Source organism: Metabacillus sp. RB-C-LZQ-3-1, assembly GCF_058315175.1.
In genome coordinates, this window is record NZ_JBZFLI010000021.1 from 26688 (window position 1) to 50452 (window position 23765).

The 23765-nt window shown below is 38.5% G+C and carries 26 protein-coding genes and 1 other annotated feature; all 26 genes read right to left on the minus strand.

The genetic code is table 11. The annotated features are described in order from the left end of the window. Position 1: 1 nt before the first annotated feature. The 26 genes from rpsC to rlmB all read right to left on the minus strand — a co-directional run bounded on the left by rpsC (position 2) and on the right by rlmB (position 23764). Positions 2–658 (minus strand): 30S ribosomal protein S3, encoded by a 657-nt coding sequence (rpsC, locus tag AC4GZ8_RS22570; protein WP_491084150.1) that lies wholly within the window; start codon positions 656–658, stop codon positions 2–4. Positions 659–661: 3 nt separating this feature from the next. Further along, positions 662–1006 (minus strand): 50S ribosomal protein L22, encoded by a 345-nt coding sequence (gene rplV, locus AC4GZ8_RS22575; protein ID WP_072581456.1) that lies wholly within the window; start codon positions 1004–1006, stop codon positions 662–664. A gap of 17 nt (positions 1007–1023) precedes the next feature. Beyond that, the gene (gene rpsS, locus AC4GZ8_RS22580; protein ID WP_491084151.1) at positions 1024–1302 is read right to left on the minus strand and encodes a 30S ribosomal protein S19; all 279 of its coding nucleotides are present in this window, start codon (positions 1300–1302) and stop codon (positions 1024–1026) included. A gap of 57 nt (positions 1303–1359) precedes the next feature. Next, positions 1360–2190 (minus strand): 50S ribosomal protein L2, encoded by an 831-nt coding sequence (gene rplB / locus AC4GZ8_RS22585; protein WP_491084152.1) that lies wholly within the window; start codon positions 2188–2190, stop codon positions 1360–1362. 27 nt (positions 2191–2217) lie between these two features. Further along, positions 2218–2505: a 50S ribosomal protein L23 gene (gene rplW, locus AC4GZ8_RS22590; protein WP_102232773.1), complete on the minus strand. Its 288-nt coding sequence runs from the start codon at positions 2503–2505 to the stop codon at positions 2218–2220. Further along, complete coding sequence (gene rplD, locus AC4GZ8_RS22595; RefSeq protein WP_491084153.1) at positions 2505–3128, minus strand: 50S ribosomal protein L4; 624 nt, start codon at positions 3126–3128, stop codon at positions 2505–2507. The genes rplW and rplD overlap by 1 nt, the downstream gene beginning before the upstream one ends. A gap of 27 nt (positions 3129–3155) precedes the next feature. Next, a complete protein-coding gene (rplC, locus tag AC4GZ8_RS22600) occupies positions 3156–3785 on the minus strand; it encodes a 50S ribosomal protein L3 (protein WP_491084154.1) in 630 nt (209 codons plus the stop codon). Between the two features lie 41 nt (positions 3786–3826). Continuing rightward, a complete protein-coding gene (rpsJ, locus tag AC4GZ8_RS22605; protein ID WP_026561219.1) occupies positions 3827–4135 on the minus strand; it encodes a 30S ribosomal protein S10 in 309 nt (102 codons plus the stop codon). Between the two features lie 465 nt (positions 4136–4600). Further along, the gene (gene tuf / locus AC4GZ8_RS22610) at positions 4601–5791 is read right to left on the minus strand and encodes an elongation factor Tu (protein WP_491084155.1); all 1191 of its coding nucleotides are present in this window, start codon (positions 5789–5791) and stop codon (positions 4601–4603) included. A 114-nt stretch (positions 5792–5905) separates the two neighbouring features. Then, on the minus strand, positions 5906–7984 hold the full coding sequence (gene fusA, locus AC4GZ8_RS22615; protein WP_491084156.1) for an elongation factor G: 2079 nt from the start codon (positions 7982–7984) through the stop codon (positions 5906–5908). A gap of 52 nt (positions 7985–8036) precedes the next feature. Continuing rightward, entirely contained in the window at positions 8037–8507 is a 471-nt protein-coding gene (gene rpsG, locus AC4GZ8_RS22620; protein ID WP_491084157.1) for a 30S ribosomal protein S7, read from the minus strand. Between the two features lie 49 nt (positions 8508–8556). After that, positions 8557–8979: a 30S ribosomal protein S12 gene (rpsL, locus tag AC4GZ8_RS22625; protein WP_026561215.1), complete on the minus strand. Its 423-nt coding sequence runs from the start codon at positions 8977–8979 to the stop codon at positions 8557–8559. Between the two features lie 103 nt (positions 8980–9082). After that, a complete protein-coding gene (locus AC4GZ8_RS22630) occupies positions 9083–9331 on the minus strand; it encodes a 50S ribosomal protein L7ae-like protein (RefSeq protein WP_491084158.1) in 249 nt (82 codons plus the stop codon). Positions 9332–9514: 183 nt separating this feature from the next. Continuing rightward, positions 9515–13114 (minus strand): DNA-directed RNA polymerase subunit beta', encoded by a 3600-nt coding sequence (gene rpoC, locus AC4GZ8_RS22635; protein ID WP_491084159.1) that lies wholly within the window; start codon positions 13112–13114, stop codon positions 9515–9517. Between the two features lie 177 nt (positions 13115–13291). Further along, the gene (gene rpoB, locus AC4GZ8_RS22640) at positions 13292–16870 is read right to left on the minus strand and encodes a DNA-directed RNA polymerase subunit beta (protein ID WP_491084160.1); all 3579 of its coding nucleotides are present in this window, start codon (positions 16868–16870) and stop codon (positions 13292–13294) included. 354 nt (positions 16871–17224) lie between these two features. After that, the gene (locus tag AC4GZ8_RS22645) at positions 17225–17827 is read right to left on the minus strand and encodes a class I SAM-dependent methyltransferase (protein ID WP_491084161.1); all 603 of its coding nucleotides are present in this window, start codon (positions 17825–17827) and stop codon (positions 17225–17227) included. A 119-nt stretch (positions 17828–17946) separates the two neighbouring features. Then, positions 17947–18309 (minus strand): 50S ribosomal protein L7/L12, encoded by a 363-nt coding sequence (gene rplL, locus AC4GZ8_RS22650; RefSeq protein ID WP_491084162.1) that lies wholly within the window; start codon positions 18307–18309, stop codon positions 17947–17949. A 64-nt stretch (positions 18310–18373) separates the two neighbouring features. Then, positions 18374–18874, minus strand: coding sequence for a 50S ribosomal protein L10 (rplJ, locus tag AC4GZ8_RS22655; RefSeq protein WP_491084163.1), 501 nt, complete (start codon positions 18872–18874; stop codon positions 18374–18376). A 45-nt stretch (positions 18875–18919) separates the two neighbouring features. After that, positions 18920–19059: a sequence feature (ribosomal protein L10 leader region), on the minus strand. Positions 19060–19107: 48 nt separating this feature from the next. Then, positions 19108–19806, minus strand: coding sequence for a 50S ribosomal protein L1 (rplA, locus tag AC4GZ8_RS22660; protein WP_491084164.1), 699 nt, complete (start codon positions 19804–19806; stop codon positions 19108–19110). Between the two features lie 111 nt (positions 19807–19917). Then, positions 19918–20343 carry a 50S ribosomal protein L11 gene (gene rplK / locus AC4GZ8_RS22665; RefSeq protein WP_142385668.1) on the minus strand — a complete coding sequence of 142 codons (426 nt, stop codon included), beginning with the start codon at positions 20341–20343 and terminating at the stop codon, positions 19918–19920. Positions 20344–20568: 225 nt separating this feature from the next. Further along, the gene (nusG, locus tag AC4GZ8_RS22670) at positions 20569–21102 is read right to left on the minus strand and encodes a transcription termination/antitermination protein NusG (RefSeq protein ID WP_491084165.1); all 534 of its coding nucleotides are present in this window, start codon (positions 21100–21102) and stop codon (positions 20569–20571) included. Between the two features lie 202 nt (positions 21103–21304). After that, positions 21305–21487, minus strand: coding sequence for a preprotein translocase subunit SecE (gene secE / locus AC4GZ8_RS22675; RefSeq protein ID WP_026561205.1), 183 nt, complete (start codon positions 21485–21487; stop codon positions 21305–21307). Between the two features lie 53 nt (positions 21488–21540). Further along, the gene (gene rpmG, locus AC4GZ8_RS22680; protein WP_078433093.1) at positions 21541–21690 is read right to left on the minus strand and encodes a 50S ribosomal protein L33; all 150 of its coding nucleotides are present in this window, start codon (positions 21688–21690) and stop codon (positions 21541–21543) included. Positions 21691–21780: 90 nt separating this feature from the next. Next, positions 21781–22437, minus strand: coding sequence for an RNA polymerase sporulation sigma factor SigH (sigH, locus tag AC4GZ8_RS22685; protein WP_491084166.1), 657 nt, complete (start codon positions 22435–22437; stop codon positions 21781–21783). Between the two features lie 67 nt (positions 22438–22504). Next, on the minus strand, positions 22505–23014 hold the full coding sequence (locus AC4GZ8_RS22690; protein WP_491084167.1) for an NYN domain-containing protein: 510 nt from the start codon (positions 23012–23014) through the stop codon (positions 22505–22507). A 6-nt stretch (positions 23015–23020) separates the two neighbouring features. After that, a complete protein-coding gene (gene rlmB, locus AC4GZ8_RS22695) occupies positions 23021–23764 on the minus strand; it encodes a 23S rRNA (guanosine(2251)-2'-O)-methyltransferase RlmB (protein WP_491084168.1) in 744 nt (247 codons plus the stop codon). Position 23765: the final 1 nt, after the last annotated feature.

Below are 23765 nucleotides of genomic sequence, written 5' to 3' on the forward strand. Positions count from 1 at the left end.
ATTAATTTCCTCCTTCCTCAGTTTTCTTCTTAGTAGGAAGAACCTCTCCACGATAGATCCAAACTTTTACGCCTAATTTACCGTAAGTTGTATCAGCTTCAGCTGTTCCATAATCGATATCAGCACGAAGTGTGTGTAGTGGAACTGTTCCTTCGCTATAATGCTCTGCACGTGCGATATCTGCTCCGCCTAGACGACCAGATACTTGTGTTTTGATACCTTGTGCACCAGCACGCATAGCACGTTGGATTGTTTGTTTTTGAGCACGACGGAAAGAAATACGGTTTTCTAATTGACGTGCAATATTTTCAGCAACTAATTTAGCATCTAAATCAGCTTTTTTAATTTCTAAAATGTTGATGTGAACTCTTTTACCAGTTAATTGGTTAAGAGCTTTACGAAGTGCTTCAACTTCCGTACCACCTTTACCGATTACCATACCTGGCTTAGCAGTGTGGATTGTAATATTTACACGGTTAGCTGCACGCTCGATCTCGATTTTAGAAACAGATGCATCACTAAGACGTTTAGTAACATATTCACGAATTTTGATGTCTTCATGTAATAGAGTTGAGTAGTCTTTACCAGCGAACCATTTAGACTCCCAATCACGAATAACTCCAATACGAAGACCGACTGGATTTACCTTTTGACCCACGGATTATCCCTCCTTCTTTTCTGTTAAAATGATTGTGATGTGACTTGTGCGTTTGTTAATTGCACTTGCACGACCCATAGCACGTGGACGGAAACGTTTAAGAGTTGGACCTTCGTTTGCATAAGCTTCAGATACAACTAAGCTATTAATGTCCATTTCATAGTTATGCTCAGCGTTTGCCACTGCTGATTTTAATACTTTCTCTATGATTGGAGAAGCAGCCTTTGGTGTGTGATTTAAAATCGCCACTGCTTCACCTACTTGCTTACCTCGAATAAGATCTAGAACTAAACGAGCTTTACGAGGAGCAATACGAACTGTTCTTGCGACAGCTTTAGATTGTTGCATTTAAATGCCTCCTCTCATTAACGTCTTGTTTTTTTGTCATCACTAGCATGACCTTTGTAAGTACGAGTAGGTGCGAACTCACCTAGTTTATGACCTACCATGTCTTCAGTTACATATACAGGAACATGTTTACGCCCATCATAAACAGCGATAGTGTGACCAATAAATTGTGGGAAAATTGTAGAACGACGAGACCAAGTTTTAATAACTTGCTTTTTATCAGTTTCATTTAACTTTTCAACTTTGTTCATTAAATGATCATCAACAAATGGTCCTTTTTTTAAGCTACGGCCCATGATTGTACCTCCCTTCGCGATCGTGCTACGGTTCGATTGAACCGTAGTTCAATCACGTTATTTTTTACGACGACGCACGATAAACTTATCTGATTTGTTTTTCTTCTTACGAGTCTTAGCTCCAAGAGTTGGTTTACCCCATGGAGACATTGGTGATTTACGTCCGATAGGAGCGCGTCCTTCACCACCACCGTGTGGGTGATCGTTAGGGTTCATTACAGATCCACGAACAGTTGGGCGTTTACCTAACCAGCGAGAACGACCTGCTTTACCAATGTTGATAAGTTCATGTTGTTCGTTACCTACTTGACCTACTGTAGCACGGCAAGTAGCAAGAATCATACGAACTTCACCAGAGTTTAAACGTACAAGAACGTATTTACCTTCTTTACCTAATACTTGAGCAGATGTACCTGCAGAACGAACTAATTGACCACCTTTACCAGGTTTTAATTCGATATTGTGTACCACTGTACCTACAGGAATATTTTGTAATGGAAGTGCATTCCCTACTTTGATATCTGCTTCAGGACCAGACATAACTTCTAGACCTACTTGTAAGTTCTTAGGTGCAAGGATGTATCTTTTTTCACCATCAACATAGTTGATAAGTGCGATGTTTGCAGAACGATTTGGATCGTACTCGATTGTAGCAACGCGTCCTGGTATACCATCTTTGTCGCGTTTGAAATCAATCACACGATATTGGCGTTTGTGTCCACCACCTTGGTGACGAACTGTTAATTTACCTTGGTTATTACGTCCACCCTTTTTGTGAAGAGGTGCAAGTAACGACTTTTCCGGTTGGTCTGTCGTAATTTCAGCAAAATCAGATACTGTCATTCCACGACGACCATTTGAGGTTGGTTTATATTTTTTAATCGCCATATCGATATCCCTCCTTTTCTATTAAAATTAAACTTCGAATAATTCGATTTCTTTGCTATCAGCTGTTAGCTTGATGATCGCTTTACGACGACGGTTAGTTAATCCGCTGTAACGACCAACGCGTTTGAATTTACCTTTATAGTTCATGATGTTTACTTTTTCAACTTTTACGCCAAAGATTGATTCGATCGCATCTTTAACCTCAGTTTTATTAGCCTTAACATCAACTTCAAACGTGTATTTTTTCTCTGACATTAGATCAGTTGAACGTTCAGTGATTACGGGGCGCTTAATAATATCACGAGGATCTTTCATTATGCAAGCACCTCCTCTACTTTTTGCACCGCTGCTTTCGTCATAATCAATTTATCATGGTTAAGTACATCAAGTACGTTTACACCATTAGCAGTAACAACAGTTACTCCTGGGATATTACGTGCTGATAATGCAACATTTTCGTTGTTGTCAGCTGTAACAATTAACGCTTTTTTCTCAACAGAAAGACCTTTTAATACAGAAGCCATTTCTTTTGTTTTTGGTGCGTTAAGTGCTAAGTCTTCTAATACAACGATGTTGTTGTCAACTACTTTAGATGATAAAGCTGATTTGATAGCTAAACGGCGAACTTTTTTAGGTAATTTATAAGCGTATGAACGTGGAGTTGGTCCAAATACAATACCACCACCGCGCCATTGTGGAGAACGGATAGATCCTTGACGAGCACGACCAGTACCCTTTTGACGCCAAGGTTTACGACCTCCGCCTGCTACTTCAGAACGATTTTTTACTTTGTGAGTTCCTTGACGTAAGGAAGCTCTTTGCATGATAACCGCTTCAAATAATACATGCTGATTAGGTTCAATACCAAATACAGAATCATTAAGTTCGATTTCTCCAACATTAGATCCAGCTTGGTTTAATAATGCTACTTTCGGCATTACCCAATTCCTCCTTTCCTAGTGAAATTATTTAGATTTAACTGCGCTTTTCACAGTGATTAGGGCTTTTTTAGGTCCTGGAACGTTACCTTTGATTAATAGTAGGTTGCGTTCTGCATCTACTTTAACTATCTCTAAGTTTTGAACAGTGATACGTTCTCCACCCATACGACCAGGTAATAATTTGTTTTTGAATACACGGTTAGGTGCTACAGGTCCCATTGAACCCGGGCGACGATGGTAACGAGAACCGTGTGACATAGGTCCACGAGATTGTCCGTGACGTTTAATAGCGCCTTGGAAACCTTTCCCTTTAGAAATTCCTGTTACATCTACTGTTTCACCTGCTGTGAAAATATCTACTTTGACTTCTTGACCAACTTCGATTTGCTCTAAGCTTGCTTCACGAAGTTCTTTAACGAAGCGCTTAGGTGCAGTATTAGCTTTCGCAACGTGGCCTTTTTCTGGTTTGTTAGATAGCTTTTCGCGTTTGTCTTCAAAACCTAATTGAACTGCATTGTATCCATCAGTTTCAACAGTTTTCTTTTGAAGAACAACGTTTGGAGTAGCTTCGATAACAGTTACCGGAATTAGATCACCGTTTTCTGCAAATACTTGCGTCATACCAATTTTTCTTCCTAAGATTCCTTTGGTCATGAGTCACACCTCCTAATATCTTTTCTTATTTATTTTAAGAATTATAATTTGATTTCAATGTCAACACCAGACGGTAAGTCCAAACGCATTAATGCATCAACAGTTTGTGGTGTTGGGCTGATGATATCAATTAAACGCTTATGCGTACGCATTTCGAATTGCTCACGAGAATCTTTGTATTTATGAACCGCACGTAGGATTGTGTATACTGATCTTTCAGTTGGTAATGGAATTGGACCAGATACATTTGCACCAGAACGTTTTGCAGTTTCTACAATTTTCTCCGCAGATTGATCAAGAATTCTGTGATCATATGCTTTTAAACGAATACGAATCTTTTGTTTTGCCATTATTTTCCCTCCTTTTCGCCTACTTTCAAAATAGACATTTTCTCCGCAAGAATTTTCCCTACACACGCCATGGCAAAGCGGCCGTGTGTATCGGCAACCTCCTGCTTCATCGCAGTCAAAGACCAACATTGTCTATTATACATAAATCCTATAATAGATGCAAGAAAAACTTTGAAATAACTAGTTTCTTACGCACTTTTCATATTATACATAGAATATATATGAATATCAAGATCAACAGACTTGGTTTAATCTGTAAAAAATCAACTTATAAAATTCAATTCGAATCTACAAATGATTAAGAATTAATTGTCCTAAGTTTATTAACTACAAAAAAATGATAGCACTGCAAAACTGCCATAAATAAATCTATCAATATTATATAGAAGTGTTAAGCGTAAACTTCATTATTTTTTAACACAAAAAAGGTGAGCTTTTTAGCTCACCTTTTTATATCGTAAAGGATTATTCTTGGATTGTAGCAACAACGCCTGCGCCTACAGTACGTCCACCTTCACGGATTGAGAATTTAGTTCCTTCTTCAATCGCGATAGGAGCGATAAGCTCAACAGACATTTCTACGTTATCCCCAGGCATAACCATTTCTACACCTTCAGGAAGTTGGCAGATACCAGTTACATCAGTTGTACGGAAGTAGAACTGAGGACGGTAGTTTGTGAAGAATGGAGTGTGACGTCCACCTTCTTCTTTAGATAATACGTAAACTTCAGCTTTGAACTTAGTGTGTGGAGTGATTGTACCTGGTTTAGCAAGTACTTGACCACGTTGGATATCATCACGAGCAACCCCACGAAGAAGTGCACCGATGTTGTCCCCAGCTTCAGCATAGTCAAGAAGCTTACGGAACATTTCAACACCTGTTACAGTAGTTGATTTTGGCTCTTCAGTTAAACCGATGATGTCGATTACGTCACCAACTTTAACTTGTCCACGCTCAACACGACCTGTAGCAACAGTACCACGGCCAGTGATTGAGAATACATCCTCAACCGGCATCATGAATGGTTTGTCAGTGTCACGCTCTGGAGTTGGGATGTACTCATCTACAGCGTTCATAAGCTCGATGATTTTCTCTTCCCACTCAGCATCTCCTTCAAGAGCTTTTAGAGCAGAACCTTTGATTACAGGAACATCATCGCCAGGGAAATCGTACTCAGAAAGTAAGTCACGAACTTCCATTTCAACTAGTTCTAATAATTCTTCGTCATCTACCATGTCACATTTGTTTAAGAATACAACAAGGTAAGGTACACCTACTTGACGAGATAATAGGATGTGCTCACGAGTCTGTGGCATTGGGCCGTCAGCAGCAGATACTACTAGGATCCCACCATCCATTTGTGCAGCACCAGTGATCATGTTTTTAACATAGTCAGCATGTCCTGGGCAGTCAACGTGTGCATAGTGACGAGTATCAGTTTCGTACTCAACGTGTGCAGTTGAGATTGTGATTCCACGCTCACGCTCTTCAGGAGCAGCGTCAATCATATCATATGCCATAGCTGCACCTTTACCACTGCGCTTAGCAAGTACAGTTGTGATTGCAGCTGTTAAAGTTGTTTTACCATGGTCAACGTGTCCGATTGTACCGATATTAGCATGCGTTTTGGAACGGTCGAATTTTTCTTTAGCCATTCTAAAAATCCTCCTTAGAGATTATAGTTTTTAGGATATATGTAACAGAAAGTGAATTCATCACTCTCTGTTCTCACATAAGTAGTTATACTTCATAAAAGGGGTAAAAATCAATTACTCACCTTTATTTTTTTTGATAATTTCTTCTGAAACTGATTTTGGCACTTCTTCATAGTGATCAAAGTGCATAGTGAACACACCACGACCTTGAGTACTTGAACGTAATGCAGTAGCATAACCGAACATTTCAGAAAGTGGAATCATTGCACGAACAACTTGTGCATTACCACGAGCTTCCATACCTTCAACGCGTCCACGACGTGCCGTTACTTGACCCATGATATCACCCATGTACTCTTCAGGCACTACTACTTCAACTTTCATAACAGGCTCTAGAATTACTGGGTTACATTTTGATACAGCGTTTTTAAGTGCTAATGAAGCAGCAACTTTAAACGCCATTTCACTTGAGTCAACATCATGGTAAGATCCGTCAACTAATGCAGCTTTAACATCAACTAATGGATATCCAGCTAATACACCGTTTTGCATTGCATCTTCAAGACCAGCTTGAACAGCAGGTACATATTCACGTGGTACAACACCACCAACGATTTTGTTTTCGAACTCAAAACCTTTACCTTCTTCATTTGGTTCAAACTCGATCCACACGTGTCCAAATTGTCCACGACCACCAGATTGACGAGCGAATTTACCTTCAACTTTTGCACCCTGGCGGAATGTTTCACGATAAGCAACCTGCGGAGCACCTACATTAGCTTCTACTTTGAATTCACGTTTCATACGATCAACAAGAATATCTAAGTGAAGCTCACCCATACCAGCAATGATCGTTTGACCAGTTTCTTGATCAGTATGAGCTCTAAATGTTGGATCTTCCTCTTGAAGCTTTTGTAAAGCAGTTGTCATTTTATCTTGGTCTGCTTTAGATTTTGGTTCAACAGAAAGTTGGATAACTGGCTCTGGGAATTCCATTGACTCTAGGATAACAAGGTTTTTGTCGTCACATAGAGTATCACCAGTAGTTGTATCTTTCAAACCTACAGCTGCTGCAATATCTCCAGCGTATACTTCAGAGATTTCTTCACGGCTGTTTGCGTGCATTTGAAGGATACGACCTACACGTTCACGTTTACCTTTAGTAGAGTTTTGGATGTATGATCCAGAACTTAATGTACCAGAGTATACACGGAAGAATGTAAGTTTACCAACATAAGGGTCTGTCATTACTTTAAATGCTAATGCAGCAAATGGACCCTCATCGCTAGATTCACGAGTAACTTCTTCATCTGTGTCAGGAACAGTACCTTTGATCGCTGGTACGTCTAATGGAGATGGAAGATAATCGATAACAGCATCTAGCATTTTTTGAACACCTTTGTTTTTGAAAGCAGATCCGCAGATTACTGGATAAAAATCAACGTTAACAGTACCTTTACGAATCGCTGCTTTAAGCTCTTCGTTTGTGATTTCTTCACCACCAAGGTATCTTTCCATTAGATCTTCATCAAGTTCAGCTACTGCTTCAACTAAGCTTTCACGGTATTCGTTCGCTTGGTCTTGGTATTCTTCAGGAATGTCTCTAACTTCAATGTCAGTACCTAAATCATTACCATAGAACGTAGCAGTCATTTCAACTAAGTCAATGATTCCTTCAAATTGATCTTCCGCACCAATTGGTAATTGGATTGGGTGAGCATTCGCTTGAAGGCGTTCATGCAAAGTTTTAACAGAGTATAGGAAGTCCGCACCGATTTTGTCCATTTTATTAACGAACACAACACGTGGTACTCCATAAGTTGTAGCTTGACGCCAAACTGTTTCTGTTTGAGGTTCAACACCTGATTGAGCATCAAGAACTGCTACTGCACCATCAAGTACTCGAAGTGAACGTTCAACCTCAACTGTGAAGTCTACGTGTCCTGGAGTATCGATGATGTTTACACGGTGGCCTTTCCACTGTGCAGTTGTCGCAGCAGAAGTGATCGTAATTCCACGTTCTTGTTCTTGCTCCATCCAGTCCATCTGAGATGCACCTTCATGAGTTTCACCAATTTTATGAATACGACCAGTGTAATAAAGAACACGCTCAGTTGTTGTTGTTTTACCAGCATCAATGTGAGCCATGATCCCAATATTACGAGTATTTGCTAAGGAGAACTCTCTTGCCATTGGGTAATTTCTCCTTCCTTATAGGAATTTTAGTGTATTTAGGGTATATTGATTACCAACGATAGTGAGCAAATGCTTTATTTGCTTCAGCCATTTTGTGAGTATCTTCACGTTTCTTAACTGCTGCACCAGTGTTGTTAGCAGCGTCAAGGATTTCGTTAGCTAAACGCTCTTCCATCGTTTTTTCTCCACGAAGACGTGCGTAATTTACTAACCAACGAAGACCAAGTGTAGTACGACGGTCTGGACGAACTTCTACTGGTACTTGGTAGTTAGCACCACCTACACGGCGAGCTTTAACTTCAAGAACTGGCATGATGTTTTTAAGTGCTTGTTCAAACACTTCCATAGGCTCATTGCCAGTACGTTCTTTAATTAGATCGAATGCATTGTAAAGTACAGATTGTGCTTTACCTCTTTTTCCGTCGATCATAATTCTGTTTACTAAACGAGTAACAAGCTTTGAATTGTAAATTGGATCTGGTAGTACATCTCTTTTTGCTACAGGACCTTTACGTGGCATGTTATGTCCTCCCTTCATTTTAATTTTATATTTTCATATTTCTTATTGATTATTTCTTTGCTGCTTTAGGACGTTTTGTACCGTATTTTGAACGGCCTTGCATACGACCATCAACACCAGCAGTATCTAACGCACCACGAACGATGTGATAACGTACCCCCGGTAAGTCTTTTACACGTCCTCCACGGATAAGAACAACACTGTGCTCTTGTAGGTTGTGGCCAATACCAGGAATGTATGCTGTAACTTCAATTCCGTTTGTTAAACGAACACGAGCATATTTACGAAGCGCTGAGTTTGGTTTCTTTGGCGTCATCGTACCAACACGAGTACATACACCACGTTTTTGAGGTGATGATACGTTTGTTTGCTCTTTTTTGAAGCTGTTGTAACCTTTGTTTAATGCAGGTGATTTAGATTTCTCTATTTTGCTTACGCGACCTTTACGCACTAATTGATTAATAGTAGGCATTATCGTTTTCCTCCCTTCATAACTTAATACCACACATCCAGGTGGTTCATATTTAGGCAAAAACAAAGTTTCTGCAAAAATAATCTTGCAAAAACATCTTTTTTCACCGGATTATAGCTACAGCTGCAGCTCCTACTTCTATTCCGCAAGCTTTCCCAAGCTTTTTCATAGATTCAACTTTAATTAAGGGTACTTGCTGTTGCTCTGCTGTTTGAACGACTTTTTGAACAACTCGTTCATCAGCGTCTTCAGCAATTACTATTTCCTTAACATTATTGTTTAAGAGAGCTTTAACTGATTGCTTAGTACCAACAATGATTTCGTTTGCCTGTGATACTTTATCATAAGACATAATCAAATATCCTCCAAAGCAACAGGTTTAAGATTGAGCACCTTGAATATAGTAACATTGAAGATGATAGATGTCAACACGCATTAAAAAAACTTTTTTTACCTTTTTCTGCATGATTCGTCTGATCATTCATTTAGTATAGCTCACAGAGGGAAAACCCTCTTGTGAGCTATGTTAGATATATTAATCGACAGAAACAACTTCCTCAGTTTGTTCTACCTTCGCAATTGGTTCTGCCTGACGATATCTCGGCATACCAGTTCCTGCAGGGACAAGTTTACCAATGATAACATTTTCTTTTAATCCTAGTAATTCATCACGTTTTCCTTTAATTGCTGCATCTGTAAGAACACGTGTTGTTTCTTGGAATGATGCTGCAGATAAGAAAGAATCTGTTTCTAGTGATGCTTTTGTAATACCAAGTAACACTGGACGGCCTGTTGCAGGACGTTTACCATCTAACAGAACTTGTTTATTAGCATCAGTAAATTGATGAACATCTAGTAATGTACCTGGTAGTACGTCTGTATCTCCTGCGTCCATAACTCGAACTTTGCGAAGCATTTGACGTACCATAACCTCTACGTGTTTATCCCCAATTTCTACCCCTTGCATACGGTATACTTTTTGAACTTCACGTAGCAAATATTGTTGAACAGCTTGAAGATCTTTTACTTTTAATAGTTCTTTAGGATCAATTGAACCTTCTGTTAAGACTTGACCACTCTCAATCTTATCACCTTGAGTAACTTTTAGTCTTGCATTATACGGTGCTGTATAAGAGCGAGATTCTACTTCACCTTGAATGACAATCTCTTGCTGTTTATCACGAACCTCATTGATTTCAGCTACAACACCATTAATTTCAGAAATGATCGCTTGACCTTTAGGATTTCTAGCTTCAAAAAGCTCCTGGATACGAGGTAAACCTTGAGTGATATCATCTCCGGCAACCCCACCAGTATGGAATGTACGCATTGTTAACTGTGTACCTGGTTCACCGATAGATTGCGCAGCGATAATACCAACTGCTTCTCCAACTTCTACTTCGCTACCAGTTGCAAGGTTTCTACCGTAACATTTTTTACAAACACCATGTCTAGTGTTACATGTAAATGCAGAGCGAATCCAAACCTTATCAATACCCGCATTGATAATTTCAACAGCAATATCTTCTGTTATTAATTCATTTTCGTCTACGATTACAGCACCTGTTTCAGGATGCTTAACAGCCTTACGGCAATAACGGCCGATTAGACGCTCATCAAGCTTTTCGATAATTTCTGTGCCTTCTCTGATTGCCTCTGCTAAAATACCACGATCTGTTCCACAATCATCATCACGAATAATAACATCTTGTGCAACATCAACAAGTCGGCGAGTTAGGTAACCTGAGTCAGCTGTCTTAAGCGCAGTATCCGCAAGACCTTTACGGGCACCATGTGTAGAGATGAAGTACTCTAATACCGTTAATCCTTCACGGAAACTAGATTTGATTGGTAACTCAATAATACGTCCAGCCGGGTTGGCCATTAGACCACGCATACCAGCAAGCTGAGTAAAGTTAGATGCATTACCACGGGCACCTGAGTCACTCATCATAAAGATTGGGTTACGTTTATCAAGGGATGCCATTAGCTTTCCTTGGATTGTATCCTTAGCTGCACTCCAAATGGAGATAACACGTTCATAGCGCTCGTCTTCAGTAATTAAACCTCTTCGGAACTGCTTTAACACATTGTCTACTTTAGTTTGTGCTTCACTAATGATTTCTTGTTTTTCTTTTAAAACGATGATATCAGATACACCAACAGTAATACCTGCTTTTGTTGAATATCTAAATCCAAGATTCTTCATGCGATCAAGCATTTTTGAAGTCTCAGTAATATGGAACTTCTTAAAGATCTCGGCGATAATCTTACCTAGAATACCTTTTTTGAATGGAGGTATTTCTTCTAGGGTTGAGATATGTTCTTTCACATTAACAGTTGGATCAATAAAATACTTTTCAGGAGTTTTCTCCTCAATGTTTTCTTTAGTTGGCTCATTCATGTAAGGGAATGATTCAGGTAAAATTTCATTGAAAATTAACTTACCAACTGTTGTAACAAGAAGCATTTTATTTTGTTCTTCTGTAAATGTTTGCTTGTTTAATGAAGATGCATGAACAGCTACGCGTGTATGTAAGTGAACATACCCGTTCTGATAAGCAAGCAATGCTTCATCTGTATCTTTAAAGATCATTCCTTCACCAATCGCGCCAGCACGCTCAAGTGTTAAGTAATAGTTACCTAATACCATATCCTGTGAAGGTGTAACAACCGGTTTTCCATCCTTAGGGTTAAGGATGTTTTGTGCAGCAAGCATTAAAATACGTGCTTCAGCTTGAGCCTCAGCAGAAAGCGGTACGTGAACGGCCATTTGGTCACCATCAAAGTCTGCGTTATAAGCAGTACATACAAGAGGGTGAAGGCGGATTGCACGACCTTCTACAAGTGTAGGTTCAAATGCTTGAATACCTAATCTATGCAGAGTAGGGGCGCGGTTAAGCAGTACTGGATGTTCTTTAATAACAGATTCCAATACATCCCAAACTTCTGGTTGAACTCTCTCAATTTTTCGTTTAGCACTTTTTATGTTATGTGCTAATCCTTTTTCAACGAGTTCCTTCATAACAAATGGCTTAAATAATTCAAGAGCCATCTCTTTTGGTAATCCGCATTGGTACATTTTTAAATTTGGACCAACAACGATAACAGAACGTCCTGAATAGTCGACACGTTTACCTAATAGATTTTGACGGAAACGCCCTTGCTTCCCTTTAAGCATATGGGACAGTGATTTTAATGGACGGTTTCCTGGTCCTGTTACAGGACGACCGCGACGACCATTATCAATTAGAGCATCTACTGCTTCCTGAAGCATACGCTTTTCATTCTGAACAATAATGCTAGGAGCTCCAAGATCTAATAAACGTTTTAAACGGTTATTACGGTTAATAACACGTCTGTATAAATCATTTAAATCAGAAGTTGCAAAACGCCCACCATCAAGTTGCACCATAGGACGTAATTCAGGTGGTATAACAGGTAGTACATCAAGGATCATCCATGACGGATCATTTCCTGAGTTACGGAAAGCTTCAAGCACTTCTAATCGCTTGATCGCACGTGTTCTACGTTGTCCTTGAGCTGTTTTTAATTCTTCTTTTAACGTATCAACTTCTTTATCAAGATCAATATCTGATAAAAGTTTTTTAATAGCTTCAGCACCCATTGATGCTTGGAAAGTATTACCATACTTCTCACGGTAAGCTCTATATTCTTTTTCAGATAACAGTTGTTTCTTCTCTAATGGAGTATCTCCCGTTTCAGTCGTAACGTAAGAAGCAAAATAAATGACTTCCTCTAGAGCACGCGGAGACATATCTAACACTAATCCCATACGGCTAGGAATTCCTTTAAAGTACCAAATATGAGATACAGGAGCTGCTAGCTCAATGTGTCCCATTCTTTCACGACGAACTTTTGCACGAGTTACTTCTACTCCACAGCGATCACAAACTACACCTTTGTAACGAACTCTTTTATATTTACCGCAATGACATTCCCAATCTTTTGTTGGTCCAAAAATACGTTCGCAAAACAGACCATCTTTCTCAGGTTTCAATGTACGGTAATTGATTGTTTCTGGTTTCTTAACTTCACCAAAGGACCAAGAACGAATCTTGTCAGGTGAAGCCAAGCCGATGCTCATATATTCAAAATTATTTACATCTATCAAGGGGCCTACCTCCCTTTTCGTCTTCAGGTTATACCCTAATTTAAGTACAATTTATTAAGTTTTAGAATGCTATTATAAACGAAAAAATGTATGTACCTAGAGATGAAATTTTATGAACGGAGCGGATGATTACCTCTCCGTTCATTCATTTACATCATGTTAGGCTTTTTCACTAAATTATTCTTTCGCTACAGTATCTTTTTCTAATTCTTCAACTTCTGGCTCAGGTTCTACTTGTTCATTGACAGAAAGACCTTCAGCTTGTTGTGTATCGTCATCATCATCAAGGTCTCTCATTTCAATTTCTTGCTCATCACTTGAAAGCATTTTAACATCCATACCTAAACTTTGAAGTTCTTTTATTAATACTTTGAATGACTCTGGAACACCTGGTTCTGGTACATTCTCACCTTTTACGATGGCTTCATATGTTTTCACACGACCAACAACATCATCCGATTTTACAGTCAAAATCTCTTGTAATGTGTATGCAGCACCATATGCCTCAAGTGCCCAAACCTCCATTTCACCGAAACGTTGACCACCGAACTGTGCTTTACCACCTAATGGTTGTTGTGTAACTAATGAATAAGGTCCAGTTGAACGAGCATGTAATTTATCGTCAACCATGTGAGCAAGTTTGATCATGTACATAATACCTACAGAAACACGATTATCAAACGGCTCACCTGTACGACCATCATATAGCACTGTTTTAGCATCTCGTGCCATACCAGCTTCTTCTAATGTTGACCATACATCTTCTTCACGCGCACCATCAAATACAGGTGATGCAACATGAATACCTAATCGACGAGCAGCCATACCTAAATGCAATTCTAACACCTGACCGATATTCATACGAGAAGGTACCCCTAATGGATTTAACATGATATCCACTGGTGTTCCATCTGGTAAATATGGCATATCTTCTTCAGGAAGAATTCTTGAGATAACCCCTTTGTTACCATGTCGTCCCGCCATCTTATCTCCTTCTGAGATTTTACGCTTTTGGACGATATATACACGGACTAATTGGTTAACACCTGGTGGTAATTCATCACCATCTTCACGGTTAAAGACTTTAACATCTAAGATGATTCCTTCTCCGCCATGTGGTACGCGTAATGATGTATCACGTACTTCTCGAGCCTTTTCTCCGAAGATTGCATGTAAAAGTCTTTCCTCTGCTGTTAGCTCAGTTACACCTTTAGGAGTAACCTTACCTACAAGCAGATCTCCATCTTTTACTTCTGCACCAATACGAATAATTCCGCGCTCATCTAAGTTTCTTAGCGCATCCTCCCCAACGTTCGGGATATCGCGTGTAATTTCTTCAGGTCCTAATTTTGTATCACGAGACTCTGACTCATATTCTTCGATGTGTATAGAAGTGTATACATCATCTTTTACAAGTCTTTCACTCATGATGATAGCATCCTCGTAGTTATAACCATCCCATGTCATGAAGGCAACCATTACGTTTCTTCCTAGCGCAAGTTCTCCTTTTTCCATAGATGGACCGTCCGCAAGGATTTCACCTTTTACAACTTCATCACCTTCACTAACGATCGGGCGTTGGTTGTAACAAGTACCTTGGTTAGAACGAACAAACTTCAATAAGCTATATTTATCTAAATTACCTTTTACCTTTTGACCATCCACTTCTTCATAACGACGAACCCACACGTTTTTTGCTTCCACACGCTCAACAACACCAGGGTATTTACAGATAACAGCTGCTCCTGAGTCTTTACCAGAAACATATTCCATACCTGTTCCAACGATTGGAGCTTCAGGATTCATTAGCGGAACTGCTTGACGTTGCATGTTCGCACCCATTAACGCACGGTTTGAGTCATCGTTTTCTAAGAACGGAATACAAGCAGTCGCAGCAGAAACTACTTGCTTTGGAGATACATCCATGTAATCAATTCGATCTTTATTGACAACTGTATTTTCCCCACGGAAACGAGCAACGATATCATCATCAATAAATGATCCATCATCTGCTAATCTTGCGTTTGCTTGGGCAACAACATAGTTATCCTCTTCATCAGCAGTTAGATAATCGATTCTAGACGTTACCTTTCCAGTTTCAGGATCAACTCTACGGTAAGGAGTTTCAATGAAACCAAAACGGTTAACTTTTGCATATGAAGAAAGTGAGTTGATTAAGCCGATATTCGGGCCCTCTGGAGTCTCAATCGGACACATACGACCATAGTGAGAATAGTGAACGTCACGAACCTCAAATCCTGCGCGCTCACGAGTTAAACCACCTGGTCCAAGTGCTGATAAACGACGTTTATGAGTTAACTCAGCTAAAGGATTTGTTTGATCCATGAACTGAGATAATTGAGAGCTACCAAAGAATTCTTTAATAGACGCAATAACCGGGCGAATATTAATTAATTGCTGCGGCGTAATCGTATTTGTATCTTGAATAGACATTCTTTCACGAACAACACGTTCCATTCTTGATAAACCAATTCTAAATTGGTTTTGTAAAAGCTCACCAACAGAACGTAATCGACGATTCCCTAGGTGATCGATATCATCCGTATCACCTACACCATGTAATAGGTTAAAGAAGTAACTAATTGAAGCTAAAATATCAGCAACTGTGATGTTTTTAACAGCCTCTTCTACGTAAGCATTACCTAGTACATTAATGACCTTTTCACCATCTGGGTCATTTGGTGCATAAATCTTGATAGATTGGATCGTTACCTCTTCTTCAATAACCCCGCCTGATGGTTGTTCTTTCTTAAATCCTACACCATTTTCTAGGTTTGGAAGAATACGATCAAGCGTTCTTCTATCAATCATCGCGCCTTTTTCTGCAATAATTTCACCTGTTTCAGGATCTACCAGTGTTTCAGCTAATCTTTGGTTGAAAAGGCGATTCTTAATATGAAGCTTTTTATTAATTTTATAACGACCAACATTCGCTAGATCATAGCGCTTTGGATCAAAAAATCTTGAATCTAATAAACTCTTGGCATTATCCACAGTTGGTGGCTCACCTGGACGAAGACGCTCATAGATTTCAAGCAATGCCTTCTCCGTACTTTCCGTATTATCTTTATCAAGAGTATTACGTAAGTACTCATTTTCACCTAGTAAATCGATGATTTCTTGATCAGAGCCAAACCCAAGAGCACGTAAAAGAACAGTTACTGGTAATTTACGCGTACGATCAATACGTACATAAACAACATCTTTTGCATCTGTTTCATATTCTAACCAAGCTCCACGGTTTGGGATAACAGTTGCAGTAAAGCCTTTTTTACCATTTTTATCGACTTTACCACTGTAATAAACACTTGGTGAACGGACAAGCTGAGACACGATAACGCGCTCTGCTCCATTAATCACAAATGTTCCTGTTTCAGTCATGAGAGGGAAATCTCCCATAAAGACATCCTGATCTTTTACTTCACCAGTTTCCTTGTTAATCAAACGCACCTTCACACGTAATGGCGCAGAATAGGTAACATCGCGCTCTTTTGATTCCTCTACAGGATACTTAGGATCTCCCAAGCTATAATCAATAAACTCTAGCGAGAGGTTACCAGTGAAATCCTCAATAGGAGAAATATCTTGAAACATTTCTCTTAAGCCCTCATCAAGAAACCACTGATAGGAAGAGGTTTGAATCTCAATAAGATTTGGTAATTCTAACACTTCACTAATGCGTGCATAACTTCTACGTTGGCGGTGTCGTCCATACTGAACTAGTTGACCTGTCAACTCATTCACCCCTCAAATCAAGCGTAATAGGTTTTGCGTCGTACCATATGTATACCTTTTTTTAGACAGACGAATAAGAGAACTCACATATGATCATTCTCTTTACACATAATATCTTAATATACTACCAATAAAAAATCTGAAATAAAAACATAGGAAATTCTAGTACAGACGCAAGGAAAAAACAAAAAATAAAAAGGGTTTCTAGTAAGAAAACCACAATTTAAAACGTACTTTTGATTTTATAAGTATCTCCAAAAAACTATCCTTTATACATCATTTTCCTCAAAAAATAGATAGTTATGGAAATTATATATTGGCATTTTATAATACTAACACAACAGAAATTTAGAGTCAACATTTTTTAGCTTTAATGATATAATAGCCTTTTTTCTTGTCTACTACATCTACCTCTGAAAACATTTCATTCAACTTATCTACTGCCGAGGGAGCTCCTTGCTTCTTTTGGATCACAACCCACAACTCCCCTTTATCAGATAAATGATCAAAACTTTTCTCAAAAATCTGATGGACAACCTTTTTCCCGGCACGTATGGGCGGGTTTGTCAATATCGCAGCATACCTTTGGATATCTTGTACATTCTCAAATAGATTACTTTGAAAAATCGAAACATCTTCAATTTTATTTAATTCAGCATTATCTTTTGCTAGTTCTACTGCACGCTCATTAATATCAATCATATCTACATGCCTGTTAAAATGTTTTGCAATCGCAAGACCAATTGGACCGTATCCACATCCAACATCTAAAATATCTCCTTCAATTTCAGGAAGATTAAATGATTCTATTAAAAGACGGGAACCAAAATCTACTTCATTTTTAGAGAACACCCCACGATCACTTTGAAATGTAAAGAGGTGACCTTTTAACGTAAACGACCAAGTCTTTCGTTCACTTTGTACAGTAGGTTTTTCTGAATAATAATGATCACTCATGCTAGTTCCTCCTCTTTCAAAATTATAGGATTTACATAACAGCTTCATTTTATACAATGTATTTTTTGATATATAAAAAGCCCGCCTTTGTCGGCGAGCTTTTTATACATTTATATGAATTACTTAACTTCTACAGAAGCTCCAACTTCTTCAAGTTTAGCTTTTAATTCTTCAGCTTCTTCTTTAGAAACGCCTTCTTTAAGTGGTTTTGGAGCGTTGTCTACTAATTCTTTAGCTTCTTTTAAGCCTAAGCCAGTAGCTTCACGTACCACTTTGATAACTTTGATTTTTTGTCCGCCAGCACTTGCAAGTACTACGTCAAATTCAGTTTGTTCTGCAGCAGCTTCGCCACCAGCAGCACCAGCAACAGCTACAGGAGCTGCAGCAGTTACACCAAACTCTTCTTCGATTGCTTTAACTAAGTCGTTTAATTCTAAAACAGTCATATTCTTAACTGCTTCAATGATTTGTTCTTGAGTCATTATAATTTCCTCCTTGTTTTTCCAATTAATAGTTTATTGTCAAGCACATACAAGTTCGTTCGAATTAAGCACCTTGTTCTTCTTTTTGATCTGCAACTGCTTTTGTAGCAAGTGCAAAGTTGCGAATAGGAGCTTGAAGAACGCTAAGCAACATAGAAAGTAAGCCTTCGCGTGATGGAAGTTCAGCAAGAGCTTTCACTTCTTCAACAGACGCAACATTACCTTCGATAACACCAGCTTTAATTTCAAGAGCTTCATGCTTTTTAGCAAAATCATTAATGATTTTTGCTGGAGCAACAACGTCATCGTTACTGAAAGCAATCGCGTTAGGTCCAGTTAAAACATCGTTAAGACCAGTAAGCTCAGCTTGCTCAACAGCACGGCGAGTCATTGTATTTTTGTAAACTTTGAAGTCGATTCCTGCGTCACGTAATTGCTTACGTAATTCAGTTACTTCACCAACAGTTAATCCACGGTAATCTACAACGATCGTAGATTTACTTTCACGGAACTTGGTAGAAATTTCTTCTACTATCTGTTTCTTTTGTTCGATAATTGCACTCATTGTTACACCTCCTGTAGATTCATGTAACACTAGTACCGTTCGGTGATGGTCATTGAAAAACCTCCACGTTAGACATGGAGGTTTTGTATATACAATAAGCAAAACATGCTTTATTCGTAAATACACCTCGGTAGGATATTTAAGCTAAATGCACCTACTGTCTACGGTATAGCGATATTCATTTAAACAACATTGATTATTATATATAAACTTCTTTACGAAGTCAATAGTTATTATTTTACAACGAAGCTTGAAGAATCTACTTTTACTCCAGGTCCCATAGTAGAAGTAGCATTTACGCTCTTCATGTAAGTACCTTTAGCTGCAGATGGCTTAGCTTTTAATAAAGTTTCATAAACTGTTGTGAAGTTCTCAACTAGTTTGCTATCTTCAAATGAAACTTTTCCGATTGGCACATGGATGATACCAGCTTTATCAAGACGGTATTCAACTTTACCAGCTTTGATTTCATTAACTGCTTTTGTTACATCAAAAGTAACTGTTCCAGTTTTAGGGTTTGGCATTAAACCTTTTGGTCCTAATACGCGACCTAATTTACCAACTTCACCCATCATGTCAGGCGTAGCAACGATTACGTCAAATTCAAACCAACCTTGTTGGATTTTATTGATGTAATCAGCATCTCCTACATAATCAGCACCAGCTGCTTCAGCTTCTTTCGCTTTTTCACCTTTAGCAAATACTAAAACACGTTGAGTTTTACCAGTACCATTTGGAAGTACTACTGCTCCACGGATTTGTTGATCTGCTTTCTTTGGATCTACTCCTAAACGGAACGCAACTTCTACAGTCGCATCAAATTTAGCTACACTAGTCTTTTTAACTAGTTCGATTGCCTCTTGTACCGGATAGAACTTAGAACGGTCAACAAGTTTAGCAGCTTCTAAAAACTTTTTACCTTTTTTAGCCATTTTTATTTCCTCCTTAGTGGTTTTAGCGGAATAACCTCCCACGAATAAAGGTTGCGAACTTGTTTTTAAGCAAACTCGCAACCCCCTAAAACATCCTAGACTAACTAAATATTAGTCTTCGATAACGATACCCATACTACGTGCAGTACCTTCAACCATACGCATTGCCGCTTCAACGCTTGCTGCGTTTAAGTCAGGCATTTTTGTTTCAGCGATTTCACGTACTTTGTCACGTTTAACAGTCGCTACTTTATTACGGTTTGGTTCACCAGAACCAGACTCAATTCCAGCTGCTTTCTTAAGTAATACAGCAGCAGGTGGAGTTTTCGTAATAAATGTAAATGAACGGTCCTCGAATACCGTGATTTCAACTGGAATGATTAAACCAGCTTGATCAGCTGTACGAGCGTTAAACTCTTTACAGAATCCCATGATATTAACACCAGCTTGACCTAATGCAGGACCAACTGGTGGAGCTGGATTAGCTTTAGCTGCAGGAATTTGCAATTTTACAATTTTAATTACTTTTTTAGCCACGAGACACACCTCCTTAAGTCCGTGATGTGGTAAATGGGTTATAACCCTCCCACTCATCTAGCCATTCATTAAGAATGGTAAAATTAGGGCAACTCACATCGAGTTTACCTACCCTTATACATTCAGAAATGAATATTTCTGATCATAATTACATCTCAAACCTTTGAGACATACTGACCTATGAAATATTACCACTTTTCGTAAATGATTTCAAGTTTTTTTACATCATAATTTCGTAACTTGCGCAAAATCTAATTCTACCGGTGTTTCACGACCAAACATATTAACAAGAACTTTTAATTTATTTTTGTCATGATCAATTTCTTCAATTGAGCCTGTATAGTTAGCAAATGGACCTTCAGTGACTTTGACAGTTTCATTTAATTCAAAATCAATTTCCACACGACGCTCATCCATACCCATGCGTTTTAAAATAAAATTAACTTCGTCCGGTAAAAGTGGTGTTGGTTTTGAACCATGGCCAGCAGATCCAACAAACCCTGTTACACCTGGTGTATTTCTCACAACGTACCAAGAGTCATCTGTCATGACAATTTCAACTAAGACATAACCAGGGAATACCTTTTTCTTTACAACTTTTTTCTTGCCGTCCTTTATATCTGTTTCTTCCTCTTCAGGTACAACTACGCGAAAGATTTTATCTTCCATACCCATCGATTCTACACGCTTCTCAAGATTTGCTTTTACTTTATTTTCATAGCCTGAATAAGTGTGCACTACATACCAATTCTTTTCCATAGCTTCAGGACAATTTGTCCTTCCCTCCCCACAATAGGTTAATCAACAATCTATTTCACTAGTCCAAAAGCGCTGGAGCTAGATATCCAACACTTTTACAAAGTTAAACAAATTTATTATTTTTTATACAATGAAAAAACCCGTTTAACGGGTTTTGCAGACAAAGTTTAATATTTTCTATTATAGCACGATTTTCCATTTGTTATTCAAAAAACAAACGAATTAAAGAAGAAATACCTAGGTCAATAACCGCAAAGAACACTGCTACAAACGTCACAGTTGAAACAACCGTAATTGTATACTTTGTTAGCTCTTTACCTTTAGGCCAACTAACCTTTTTCATTTCACGAGTAACATCTCGGAAAAAACTAATTAAACGTTGCATTGAGCTACCTCCAGGAATAATAGGGAAACTTCGTGTAAGAAATAAAATAAGGGCTATTTTGTCTCACGGTGGTTTGTATGCGAATTACATACCTTGCAAAATTTCTTGACGTCTAATCGGTCATTTGAACTAGTTGTGTTTTTCATCGTAGTATAGTTTCGACTTCCACACGATGTACATGCCATAATGATTTTCTTTCGCATGTCGTCACCTACCGCAACATAATATTCTTTAAAACTGTATCATAGTAAAATTTTTTCGTCAATAAACGATAAAATCAATCTATCTCTTGTTTATAAACTAATTTCTCTTAATTCTAAATAACGCTCTAGCTTTCTCTTTACTCGCTGGAGTGCATTATCAATCGATTTCACATGGCGATCCAATTCTTCTGAAATTTCATGATAAGATCTGCCATCTAAGTAAAGAACTAAAACTTTTCGCTCGAGATCACTTAATAATTCTCCCATTTTTACCTCAATATCATCAAATTCTTCTTGATTAATAATGAGTTCTTCTGGATCCATTACTTTTGCACCGGTAATAACATCCATAAGTGTCCGATCGGATTCTTCGTCATATATTGGCTTGTCCAATGAAACATAGGAATTTAGTGGAATATGTTTTTGGCGAGTTGCAGTTTTGATTGCGGTAATAATTTGCCTTGTAATACATAATTCGGCAAATGCTTTAAATGAAGTGAGCTTGTCCTCCTTAAAGTCACGAATTGCTTTGTATAAGCCAATCATTCCTTCTTGGATAATATCCTCTCTATCAGCTCCGATTAAAAAATAAGATCTTGCCTTCGCTCGAACAAAATTGCGATATTTTGTAATTAAAAAGTCAAGTGCCTCACTTTCCCCTTCGTGAACAAGTTCAACTATTTGTTCGTCTTCCAATAATTCTAATTCTTCCTTGTTGACTTTATCCTTGTTGATTGGTGAATTCAAGCCGATCCCCCCGACCGCACGCAAGATAACAATATTATACAGTATTAATTTTGTAAGCGTCAACTAACTATAAATCGCCCCTGCGCCATTTCTCCAGTTTTTCCATAACATCCTCAGGAATGGCGATTTTTGACGAAGGTCGTTTCTCCTCTATTTTCTTCACTTTATGTTGAATTCTATTTTCAATCGAATTCATTTCATTTAATAGTTCCCTTGCGGATTTCCTCAATGCTCCCTGACCAAATATTGCCCATTGTTCAGTAAAATCAGATGTTGCTACATGAACCTGTGTCTTGATATTACTTAATGAAATGGCCAGCTTTTCGATTCTTTCATCCGCTGTTTCGTTTTCTCGGGTAAAAATGACCTCAACCCGGTGATTCTTTTGTTTTTTCTCGATCCCCTTTACCATATGGGCATCAAAAACGATAATAACTCTAAAGCCTGTATATGCTTGGTACTCAGCCATTTTTTCAATCAATAGATCACGCGCTTCGGCCAATCCATTTTTCTTAAGCTTCTGTAAGTCAGGCCAAGCACCTATAATGTTATATCCATCCACTAATAGGATATCCATTTCACACTACTCCCCTAAAGGATATCGCTTTCTGTATACCTCATACATTAAAAGACTAGCTGCTACTGATGCGTTTAGTGATGTTACATGGCCAACCATCGGCATCTTAATAAGAAAATCACATTTTTCCTTAATTAATCGACCAATTCCTTTTCCCTCACTGCCTATAATCAAGGCCAAGGACATCTTACCATCAAGGTTCCGATAGTCATCTGCCCCTTTTGCATCTGTCCCGACTATCCAAACTCCTTTACCTTTTAACTCATCAATGGTTCTTGCCATATTTGTAACTCTAGCAACAGGTATGTGTTCAATTGCCCCTGTTGATGATTTTGCAACGGTTGCTGTGAGCCCTACAGCTCTTCGCTTTGGAATTACAATCCCATGTGCACCAACAGCATCTGCTGTTCTCATAATAGACCCTAAATTGTGAGGATCTTCTATTTCATCTAAAAGCAACAGAAATGGTGATTCTCCCCGTTCTTCCGCTACTTTCAAGATATCATCAACATGAACATACTCATAAGCAGCAACTTGTGCAACAACACCTTGATGATTCCCTTCAACCATCTGGTCGATTTTCTTTTTGGGAACAAAGTTAATGGTGATTCCTCTTTCTTTCGCTAACTTTGTAATCTGCTGTGCTTGTCCTTTTAATGAGTTTTCAGCTACCCAAATTTTATTAATATCTCGCGATGATTTTAGCACTTCAATCACAGGATTCCGTCCTATAATAAAATCTTCACTCATG